General features: G+C 46.6%; 7 protein-coding genes. 4 read left to right on the top strand and 3 right to left on the bottom strand.

What is annotated here, in order from left to right:
* Positions 1-141: 141 nt before the first annotated feature.
* Both ACM64D_RS11670 and ACM64D_RS11665 read left to right on the top strand, forming a co-directional pair.
* Positions 142-2,502 carry a PAS domain S-box protein gene (locus ACM64D_RS11670; RefSeq protein ID WP_415063399.1) on the top strand — a complete coding sequence of 787 codons (2,361 nt, stop codon included), beginning with the start codon at positions 142-144 and terminating at the stop codon, positions 2,500-2,502.
* Between the two features lie 114 nt (positions 2,503-2,616).
* Positions 2,617-3,696 carry a DUF3108 domain-containing protein gene (locus ACM64D_RS11665; RefSeq protein WP_415063398.1) on the top strand — a complete coding sequence of 360 codons (1,080 nt, stop codon included), beginning with the start codon at positions 2,617-2,619 and terminating at the stop codon, positions 3,694-3,696.
* Positions 3,697-3,706: 10 nt separating this feature from the next.
* Here the strand turns inward: ACM64D_RS11665 and ACM64D_RS11660 are convergent, their stop codons facing one another.
* Positions 3,707-4,834 carry a cyclic nucleotide-binding domain-containing protein gene (locus tag ACM64D_RS11660; protein ID WP_415063397.1) on the bottom strand — a complete coding sequence of 376 codons (1,128 nt, stop codon included), beginning with the start codon at positions 4,832-4,834 and terminating at the stop codon, positions 3,707-3,709.
* A 101-nt stretch (positions 4,835-4,935) separates the two neighbouring features.
* Here ACM64D_RS11660 and ACM64D_RS11655 point away from each other — a divergent pair, with 101 nt between their 5' ends.
* Positions 4,936-6,117 (top strand): glycosyltransferase family 9 protein, encoded by a 1,182-nt coding sequence (locus tag ACM64D_RS11655; protein WP_415063396.1) that lies wholly within the window; start codon positions 4,936-4,938, stop codon positions 6,115-6,117.
* Positions 6,020-7,111: a glycosyltransferase family 9 protein gene (locus ACM64D_RS11650; RefSeq protein ID WP_415063395.1), complete on the top strand. Its 1,092-nt coding sequence runs from the start codon at positions 6,020-6,022 to the stop codon at positions 7,109-7,111. Before ACM64D_RS11655 ends, ACM64D_RS11650 begins: the two co-directional genes overlap by 98 nt.
* Here ACM64D_RS11650 and ACM64D_RS11645 read toward each other — a convergent pair.
* The gene (locus ACM64D_RS11645) at positions 7,098-8,510 is read right to left on the bottom strand and encodes a sigma-54-dependent transcriptional regulator (protein WP_415063394.1); all 1,413 of its coding nucleotides are present in this window, start codon (positions 8,508-8,510) and stop codon (positions 7,098-7,100) included. The two genes, ACM64D_RS11650 and ACM64D_RS11645, sit on opposite strands and share 14 nt — an antisense overlap.
* On the bottom strand, positions 8,507-10,369 hold the full coding sequence (locus ACM64D_RS11640; protein ID WP_415063393.1) for a CHASE2 domain-containing protein: 1,863 nt from the start codon (positions 10,367-10,369) through the stop codon (positions 8,507-8,509). The genes ACM64D_RS11645 and ACM64D_RS11640 overlap by 4 nt, the downstream gene beginning before the upstream one ends.
* Positions 10,370-10,429: the final 60 nt, after the last annotated feature.

The raw sequence follows: 10,429 nt of genomic DNA, 5'->3' as shown, positions 1-10,429 counted from the left end.
GACTTGCCCTTATCGAGGGAATGATTCTCAAAATCGAAATCTTCTTTAATAACGTTACTCTGACGGGATGAGTTCTTGTTTTTTAGCAGACATGCCAAGGTTGGGCTGTCACGGCTAAAAAAGAAGGAAATGATCTAATTCATGTTTAATTCAAAATCCCACTTTGGTGAAACATTTTATAAGATGATCATACAAGCTTCTCCGAATGCACTGATTGTAGTGCATAAGGATGTTATCGTGCTGACGAATGCTCAGGCAGATAAACTTTTTGGCTATGAAGAGGGGGAGTTGATCGGCAAGGTCGTGGAAACGCTGGTTCCCGAAAGATTCAGGGCAAATCATCCACACTTACGTGCTGAGTACCTCAAAAATCCCCATGCCCGCGCGATGGGGGCCGGGCGTGATTTGTTCGGGCTTCGCAAGGATGGCCAGGAGATTCCGGTGGAGTTGGGCCTAAACCCCATTAATGTCGAAGGGGAAATGTATTTCCTCACTGCTGTCATTGATATCACCGAACGTAAAAAAGCGGAAGATAGGTTTCGAATGGTGGTTGAGGCGGCGCCGAATTCCATGATCATGGTGAATAAGATGGGAGAAATGGTGCTGGTGAACTCCCAAGCTGAAAAGCTTTTCGGTTATGCTCGCGAAGAGATGATTGGGAAACCCGTGGAGCTTCTCATTCCCTCGAAATTCAAAGAATCGCATCCTACTTTACGAAGAGCATTTCTGGAACACCCGCAGGCGCGACCCATGGGAGAGGGGCGAGATCTTTTCGGCCTTAGGAAGGACGGACGAGAGGTGCCGGTGGAAATTGGTCTGAATCCATTGGTACGCGATGGGGAAGTGTTTGTACTGGCATCTATCATAGATATTACAGAACGCAAAAGAACTGAAAGTGAGCTTGAACATGCTCGGGATTTGGCTATTGAAGCAGCACGCGTCAAATCAGAGTTTCTTGCGAACATGAGTCACGAAATCCGAACTCCCATGAATGCCGTACTTGGAATGACCGGTCTTCTTTTGGAGACCCCTTTGGATGAAGAACAAAAGATGTTTGCAAATACTGTCTTGAATGCCGGTGAGGGACTTTTGCAGGTTATAAACGATATTTTGGATTTTTCTAGGATTGAGGCAGGACGTTTTTCCATCGAACCCATTGATTTCAATCTAAAGACGGCGATAAAGAGTGCCGTAGAATTGGTCAGCCTTGATGCTCAAAGTAAGGGTCTTTCCATTACATACGATATGGGCAGAGATCTTCCCATTTATGTGCACGGGGATCCTGGACGTGTAAAACAAATTCTTATTAATCTTTTAAGTAATGCAGTGAAGTTCACGGAACATGGGGGCATTGTAATCAGTGCTGAAAAAATAAGAGAGACCGATCGATCCTACTATGTTCGTCTTGGAGTCAAAGATACAGGAATCGGTATTCCCGCAGAGAAGCAAGGCAGGCTGTTTCAGCCATTCAGTCAGGTCGACTCTGCCTCCACTCGAAAATACGGCGGTACGGGGCTGGGGTTGGCGATCTGTAAAAAGATTGCAGAGGCCCTTCACGGATTTATCACTTTTGAAAGTATTTTGGGGGCGGGAAGCTCCTTCTATGTGACCTTACCGTTTGAGTTTCCGATTGAGCGTCAAGAGCGAGATGTCAGTCCTCGCGGTATGGATTTTGGTAATCTACGTATCTTAATTTTGACGGAAAGCAAATTGATGGCTGAGGACTTTGGTAAGCAATTCAGCAGTTGGCATATTCAGCACCATGTGAGCGCCAACTTGTCGGAGCTATCCGGTCGTTCGCATTATGATCTGGTGATATTCTATGGACAAAATTTGATAGACCCTATGTTAAGCCATCTAGAGGAACACTTACAGGAATTAGAGAATACCAAGACGGAACTGATTGTCATTGTACCCCTCGGCGCAAACTTGGGAGGAGCTCTTAGAAAAAGTCGTCATGTGAGTGTCCTCTATCATCCTTTGGATCCCTCGAAGCTTCTCGATAAAATACAAGAGATTAAGGTGCTTAAGTCCAGAGGTATTCGCGGAGGCGGTGTATCGTCATGGTCCAACAAAGAGATACCCTCTGTCAGGAAGAAATTTTTTAAAGTTCTTTTGGTTGAGGACAATACTGCCAATCAAAAGGTTTCCACCTATCAGTTGAGACGGCTTGGATATGATGTCGAGGCTGTCGCAAATGGAGTGGAAGCGATCGAAGCTTTTCGGAATATCCAATATGATTTGATCTTGATGGATTGCCTTATGCCAGAGATGGATGGTTATCAAGCGACAAGGGAAATCAGAAAAATAGAGAGTGAGAAAAAACTGTCTCGAATTCCTATCATCGCCATGACGGCGAATGTTCTAGAGGGGGAGCGCGAGAAATGCTTGAAAGCAGGGATGGATGATTTTCTGGGGAAACCTGTTTACATAGAAGAGTTGAACCATGCTCTATCCCGCTATGATAGGCCTTGGCGTAGGAGTGAAGAACACCGCCCATAGTCCAGCTTCCTCTTCCATTTTTGAAAAACTTCACTGCAGTTTTTAGCCAGAGATGGACTCTGAGGAAAGTGTGCTTGAAGATAGAGAACGTAACCATCTTAAGAAGGGTCTCCCGTGAAGTTCTCAGTGCCTTTTGGAACACTCCTATTTGCATTGTTGCTGGTCTCTTGTTCCACCGGCTTATTGAAGTATGACAAAGTGGAGCAGTTAAAAAAGAATGAAGAGTTTGAAGAGGCCGTGAAGATTGTAAAACCTCCGGAAGCCACCGTGGGCAGCGAGACCGATAAAAAGGCTGAGATCCAAGCTCCGCCAGAGAAAAAACAAACACCGAATCTGCCCCAAGCCAAAAAGAAAACCCCCGTCAAAAAAAAGCCCGTGAAGGAGGCGAAAGAAGCGCCTAAGGCGGCACCGGAAGAACCCAAAGTGGTGATCCGTCAACCTGACATTGAAGATACCGTGGGATTTGAAGAGGGAAGTCGTCGTCCTATCGCAGATCCGTTTCGTGTGGGCGAAGAAGTAATTCATGATGTGCATTATTTTAAAGTCTCTGCGGGAGAGTTGCGAATCAAGGTAGAGCCGTACTCCATGGTGAACAATAGAAAGTCCTACACGTTTTCTATGGAAATTAAAACCAGCTCCCTGTTCAGCACTTTCTATAGTGTCGATGATCGGGCTGAAATTTTTGTTGATTATGAGGATCTTGTTCCCAGAGTATTCCAACTTCATGTGAAAGAGTCGGGCCAACTGCGGGAAGCCAAGATGTTGTTTGACGTAGAAAATAATACCGCCAAGTTCTGGGAAAAAAAGGTCACCAAAGATCATGGCGAGGAAGAAAAGAAGCAAGAGTGGGAGATTTTGCCATTCTCGCAGAATGTCTACAGTGCTGTTTATTACATGCGTAACTTTCAATGGGAGCCTGGGAAAGAATATGCCTTCCGCGTGGCGAACGATAAGGAAAATCTTGTTTTCTCTGGCAAAGCTCTTCGCCGTGAAGTTTTGGATACGAAGTTGGGTCCTATGAAGGCCATCGTGGTTCAGCCCAATATCGTATTGAAGGGCAAGTTTAAGCCTATTGGTGACAACTTCATTTGGCTTTCGGATGACGATCGAAAATACATTCTTCGTATTGAGTCGAAAATCAAGATTGGAACCTTGGTGTCCGAGGTGGTTGCCATCAACCCGGGGAAACCCTAACTTTTAAGAACTACTTGGCTCTGTTCGCGTCGTTTTCCAGTCGTTGAGCCGCGAGACTTTCAATGTCTTTAGCCAAAAAGATGTTCTGCGAGAGGACGCGGTAGAAATCGTTTTGATGGATTTCCAGAAGAATCGAGTTTTGTTGTGTTGTGATTGTGGCCGTTCGTTGTCCGCCACTTACTAAAAGAGAAATCTCTCCAAAACAAGACCCCTGCGCAAGGACGTTAATGTTTTTTCCTTTTTGGCTTACGACGACATTTCCTTGAATCAGAATGTAGCAGGTGTTGCCAGGTTGCCCCTCTTGGAAAAGCACTTGATGAGCGGGGGCTTGGTAAAGTTTGCCGGTAAATATCAAGCTGTCCAAACTTTCATTCGGCAGATCCTTAAAAAAAGGCGAAGAGGCTAAAGCCTGCAGGACCCAGAAACGGTGCTGCAGACTCTGTGCTTTGTCGGACTTAATCAACGAATCGAATTCCGGCAAATGGGGAACTCGTAAGATTTCTGACGCCTGGGTGGTGATGACGTCTGCGGTGCGTGGCAGATTCAAAAGAAATCCAGTTTCTCCAAAGATGGCCCCAGGTCCCAAAGTGGCGATTCTCTGGCGTCTTTTTTCATCTAATACGCGATAGATGGCTGCTTGACCTTTCAAAAGAATATAGAGATCCCGTTCTTTCTTTCCGGCTTGAGTAATACGGGCTTGAGGGGGAGCGTTCAGTCGTTCCGCTTTTTGTAGGAGATAAGCTGCCAACGCAGGTTCCAGAGAGCGAAAGAACGGAAGGTCTTGCGCTTTGAGGGATAAAGTCGCCCCTTTTTCTAAAGCCGCATTGTGAAAGTGAACTTCTTGATTAGGTTGATCAAGAAAGTAGCTTTTGAAGGAGGGATTTTGCACGATATTTTCGGCGACAAGAAATTGAAGAAGGTTGTAGAGCTCTCTAAAGCTCACCAGCCACCCTTGCCCCAGAAAGAATTGGACAAGGCCCTCAATGCTCCCGGCGTTTCTTAAGATATCCACATAAGAAAAGTGCAGGCGGTTTAAGCGATAGCTTTTGCGACTTTCCAAAAGAGTCAGGGTCCCTCCATCCGCGTTCGGAGAAAGTTGCAAAGCTTGAAGCTGGACCTTTTCTTTTTCTATCTTCATCCGTCCACTTATCGGAAAAAACAGCTTTAAGGTTACCGAACCAAGGTCTGGAATGAGGAACCAGACTCAGGGAATTCTCGGCTTTGGCATACAATAATTTTATGCGGATCAGCGATTGTCGATATTTTTCAGGATATAAACCATGCGGAAAAAATGAGATCTGCAATGAGTCTTGTCCTCATAAAGATATCCCCACAATTTCTTTGTTGATTGTCCACCTGGGTGCTCTGGGGGCGGTGGTTCGCAGTACATCTTTGTTGCGAGCCATGAAAAGAAAGTATCCTCAGTCGATGATCACGTGGGTGACGGATGCTCCGGCTCATCATCTTTTGAAAGGTCATCCGGCGATTGATCGGGTGCTAACAACCAGCGAAGCAGATCTTTTGCAGTTGGGATCGTTAGAGTTTGAAATCGCTTTTGTTATTGATAAGTCCTTAAAGGCGGCAGGGGTTCTCAAAAGAACCACCGTGGATCAAGTTCTTGGTTTTGTATCGAATCCTCGTAATGGAGCGATCTTACCAGCGACGAACGCGGCCCAAGAACTTTGGGAGCTGGGTTTAAATAACCAAAAGAAATTCTTTGAAAACCAGAAGTCAGAGACACAGCTCATGGTAGAGGCCTTAGAGCTTGGGAGCTTTCAAAGGGACGAGTACTGGCTTCCTTTGACTGAGAGCGAAGAGCGTGAGGCTTGTCGCCGGAAAGAGCAGTGGTTGGGTGAAAACTCTAAGCATCTTGTGATTGGTTTAAATACCGGTTGCAGTCATGTCATTCCCCACAAGAAATTGACGGTGGAATATCATCGTCAGATGATCTCTCGGATTCATCAAGATTTTCCGTTGGCCGAAATTGTTCTTCTGGGGGGACCGGAAGACACGGAAAGAAATTCTTTGATAGCGCAGGGCTTGCCGGTGATCTCCTCCCAGACAGAATCGGGCTTGCGGGACGGTTTAGTGAGTGTCTCGGCCTGTGATATCGTGATCACCGGAGACAGTCTGGGAATGCATATGGCGATTACTCAAAAAAAGCAGGTTATTGCCTGGTTTGGTCCCACGTGCGCTCAAGAGATTGATCTTTATGACCGAGGATTTAAGATTCTTACTCAGAGTCCCTGCAGCCCTTGCTGGAAGAGGACTTGTGAAAAAAGCATTATGTGCTACGATCAGGTTTCGTTAGAGGAAATTGTTCATGCCCTTAAATCTTGTTGTGCAAACCGCCTTCTTGGGAGACCTTCTGCTCTCGATCCCGCTTCTGAAAAAGTGCCGGGAGCTATGGCCACAACATAAACTTGCGCTGGTCTGCCGTAAGGGTTTTGGGGACTTTTTCTTAAAGACCCATTTGGTCGATCAAGTTTTTGAAATCGAAAAAGGGAAGTCAGAATCTTACTCTAAGATCGTAGAACATCTTCGTTATTCCCAGGTAGATAATTTAATCTCTCCTCACGAATCTTTAAGAACGGCATTTTTTTGCACTCAAATCAAAGCCCAGCATAAGATCGCTTTTCAAAAATCCTGGAATTTTGTGGTCTTCTCGAAAAGAACTCAAAGAGATGTGCAGTTGCCAGATGCAATGAGGCAGTTAAGTCTTTTAGCTCCTGAAGATGAGCAACTGGCAAAGGACCTTGCTCAGTATTCAGCGCAAGAGCGCCCCTATACAACTCAGGAGCATGGCCATTTGCCGGCACCTCCGAAGTGGGCGTCGATGAGTCTTCGCCATCAGGTCTTAGAGTTAACTGACATCTATGAGTCGCTCAAGAATCGATTCCCGCTGAAGGGCTTTGATGAGGGGAAAGCTATTTTGCTTTTTCCTGGCAGTGTGTGGGCGACAAAACGTTGGACGGAAGAGGGTTTCATCAATACCGGCAAGGCGTTGAAAGCACGTGGTTTTGAAATCTATGTTATGGGAGGGCCTGGAGAAGAGGCTTTGGCGGAACACGTGGCCGAACAGATCCCCGGGGCTATTTCTTTAGCAGGAAAAACCAAAATCATCGAATCTGCGCAGTTGATTGCGCGATCAGCTTTAGTGATTGGGAACGACAGCGCCTCGACTCACTTGGCGGCAGTTTGTGAAGTGCCGCTGATTGCGGTGTTTGGTCCTACTATTTTGGAATTCGGTTATCGTCCCTGGTCGGCAGAAAGTTATGTCGTGCAAAGAGAGGGCTTGAAGTGCCGACCTTGTGGCAAACATGGCCACAAGGTCTGTCCCATTGGAACTCACGAGTGCATGAAAAGCATTTCCGCAGAGGAAGTGCTTCGCACGGCGGGTTTTATTCTTCGTTAGTAAAGTCTTTGACGTTAATCCCGTATTTACGAATCTTACGCAATAAGGTGTTCTTTGGAATGTTCGCCTGCGCCACGGTCTGATTGATACGTCCATTGTTAGCCTTCAGGGCACTCACGATAAACTCTTTTTCCATCTCTTCTTTGAAGGCATCAAAGTCCAAGGGGCCGGAGTACCCAACGCTGGCCGTCTTATCTAAACTTTCTTTGGGAGCCAGTTTGAAGGACTCAGGTAAAGAGTCGACGGTGATAAGTTGAGAATTTTCAACAATAAAAGCTCTTTCAATGACGTTCTCAAGTTCACGGATATTGCCCGGCCAGCGATAGGACTTGAGAAGATCCAAAGCATCTGGGGTCACGCCGCTAATGATACGACCATGTTGTTTCGAGAACTTTTTAATAAAGTTTTGCACCAGCGCCTCAATATCATCGGTGCGTTCACGAAGAGGAGGGAGGAAGATCGGCATCACATTCAGGCGATAGAAAAGATCTTCGCGGAAAGTCCCTTCGGCCATCATCTTTTCGAGATTGCGATTTGTCGCAGCGATAATTCGAGTTGTGGTTTTGACCTCGCGGGTGCCACCAACAGGGGTGAACTTGCGTTCTTGCAGAACACGCAAAAGTTTCACCTGCATGTCTGGTTTCAGCTCACCGATTTCATCCAAAAATAAAGTTCCATTGTTGGCCATCTGGAACTTTCCGATTTTTCGTTCCACGGCACCAGTAAAGGCACCCTTTTCGTGACCGAACAGTTCGCTCTCCATCAGGCTTTCAGGAATAGCGCCGCAGTTGATGGCGACAAAAGCCCCTGATTTACGAGGGGAGTTAAAGTGAATGGCGCGAGCCACGAGCTCTTTTCCGGTACCATTTTCACCACGCACAAGCACTGTCGTATCGACCTTACACAGGCGATAGATCAAATTGAAGACCTCTCTCATTTTCGAATTGTCGCCGACAAACTCGCTTTCAATGTCGTCGTCAAAAACAGGATTCGAAAGTGCCAAGCTTGAAACCAGATCGCGAGCTTCCAAACTTTTGCGCACGATTTCAGTCAAGAGTTCAGGCTTTACGGGTTTCTCGATATAGTCATAGGCGCCTTCTTTAATCGCCAGGACCGCATCGTGAAGATTTGAGTGCGCCGTCATAAGAACGACGAACGTGCGCGGGTCATGCTCCTTGATTGCAGTCAAAGCTTCAATGCCGTTCATTTCAGGCATCTTGACGTCCATCAGAACTAAGTCCCATTGTTGCTGCTGGACCTTTTCCAAGGCTTCTTTTCCTGTAGCGGCCTCTTCGATTGTGAAGTCAATCTCGGGCATGGCGGATTTTAGAATCGAAATGACCGAGCGGCGCAGTTCTGCTTCGTCGTCAACAATGAGCGTATGGAGTTTGTTCATCATGCTAACACCTCATTTTCAGTATCAAGCGGAAGTGTGAAAGAAACGGTGGTGCCTTGGCCCACGGTGCTTTCCATTTTTACTTTTCCGCCGTGAAGTTCGATAAAATATTTTACCAGATAAAGACCTAAGCCGGTCCCTTTTGTTTTCAAGTCTTGATCGCTGCCGCGAGTGAATTTCCCCCAGACCTTTTCCATGTCTTCAGGTTTAATCCCTTCCCCGGTGTCTTTCACGATCACGTGAACAAGATCGTCCGTCTCACATGAAATAACCTCGATCTGTCCATCTCGGGAAGTGTATTTAATGGCGTTTTCAACCAGATTGATGACCACTTCTTTGATAAGGGTGGTGTCAAATTCAAGGGAAAACATCGGCTCTAAAGAGGTATGGATTTGAATGTTTTTTTCGCGAGCCAAAGGACGCAAAAGTGTCAGGGCCTCTTCGATCACCTCGTTGATATCCCCCACTTCCGTATTGATTTTGAAGTCTCGAGATTCGACACGCAAAACCTTGAGGATGGATTGGATGTAGCGATTGAGTTCGTCACCATAAAGGCGCAGGGATCGTAAGTCTTGCCCTAGTTCCTCTGCTTGCGGTTGCATCAAAAGGCGATCCACGATGGCCTGAATTTTGGCAATCGGTGTTTTGAGGTCGTGAGAAATCAAGCTGACGAAGTTGTTTTTCAGTTGCTCCAGCTCCTGAAGGTACTGTTGCTCTTGTTGCAGGCGAAAGTTCTTTCTTTCAATTTTGGAAGCTTGATAGCCGATAAAGATAATCCAAGAAGTTCCCAATAGAACAAAGGGCGACATTGCCGGCGACCAGAAGTAGAAGGTATCAAAAACCCACGCCGAAAGAGCTGCCAGCAAGGTGCCAATCCAAACAATAAAAAACAGGGCCACGGATTGGGGGTAGGTGGTAATTAGAAAAACGGCGATGAGCATAAGAGCAAAGAAGCCGGTCGCGTACCACCAGAAAGGCAGGCGTTTGATCCACTTATTGCCTAAGACGGTGTCAGTGATGTGAGCCAGAATCTCGGTGCGCGACAGGGTTCCCATGGGCGTCATGTACACCGGGCCTGAAGATGTTTCTGCGCCAATGATCACAATGCGATCCGAGAAAGCGTTGGCAGGCACTTCATCATACATGATTTCACTGAGTGAGTACTGGGTGAAGACGCGGTTTGATCCGCGATAGTTGATGGGAAGTCCCGCTTGAGACGTTGGAAAGGCTTTGCCCGTGATCTTTTCTACAAGATGAGGCATCTCTGCTCTTTGCGGGAAAACGCGCCGAACGACACCATCTTCGTCGCGACGAAGTTCATTGCTGCCCAGATTGTCGTGATTGCGGCTTGTAAAGATGGGAGTCAAAATTCTTTCTAAGCTATTCGTGGTTGAAGCCCAAACCACGCGCGAGTCCAGGAACAGCCGTTGTTCTTCGGCATTAAGGCGAACCGTTCCGACGTTGTCGCCAAAGTACAAAGTCACACCAACGGAGCGGGGATTTTGACGAAGGATTTTAAAAAGCAACTCAGTCCAGATTCTTTTGTTCCAGAAGAAACTGTCGGTGATGTCGGTCACCTCACTCATGTTATCAAGGAAGTTTGTGCGAGTGTCGTAAATGGTTGCAAAGTCAGACTGGCGGATCGTAATCAAGACAATTTGCGAGGAAGTCTTCTGGTCTCCTCGCAGTTGAAATCTTTGATCATAGGCATTGATTTCATCGTTGGATAAAGCAAGGCAGCCGATGGCCCAGCAAAGAAGACAACGAAGCCAAAAACCCCGGCGACGGGAGAAGAAACGAAGCAGGACTTCGAGTCGCAATTTAAGGTGGTCAATAGAGGGCTTTTGCACGCGTCGCAACATAGCAAATTTATTAAAAATTTCAACTATTAAAAGCACTTACCGATAAGCGTAGAACGAGGT

The organism is Bdellovibrio sp. (assembly GCF_047637665.1).
Classification (GTDB): domain Bacteria; phylum Bdellovibrionota; class Bdellovibrionia; order Bdellovibrionales; family Bdellovibrionaceae; genus Bdellovibrio.
This window is presented reverse-complemented; position numbering and strand designations above follow the sequence as displayed.

Excerpts from the sequence above, each read along its gene's own strand:
- ACM64D_RS11645 (WP_415063394.1), bottom strand. The coding sequence starts at position 8,510 with ATGATGAACAAACTCCATACGCTCATTGTTGACGACGAAGCAGAACTG.
- ACM64D_RS11660 (WP_415063397.1), bottom strand. The coding sequence starts at position 4,834 with ATGAAGATAGAAAAAGAAAAGGTCCAGCTTCAAGCTTTGCAACTTTCT.
- ACM64D_RS11670 (WP_415063399.1), top strand. The coding sequence starts at position 142 with ATGTTTAATTCAAAATCCCACTTTGGTGAAACATTTTATAAGATGATC.
- ACM64D_RS11650 (WP_415063395.1), top strand. The coding sequence starts at position 6,020 with ATGCCCTTAAATCTTGTTGTGCAAACCGCCTTCTTGGGAGACCTTCTG.
- ACM64D_RS11640 (WP_415063393.1), bottom strand. The coding sequence starts at position 10,369 with ATGTTGCGACGCGTGCAAAAGCCCTCTATTGACCACCTTAAATTGCGA.
- ACM64D_RS11655 (WP_415063396.1), top strand. The coding sequence starts at position 4,936 with ATGCGGATCAGCGATTGTCGATATTTTTCAGGATATAAACCATGCGGA.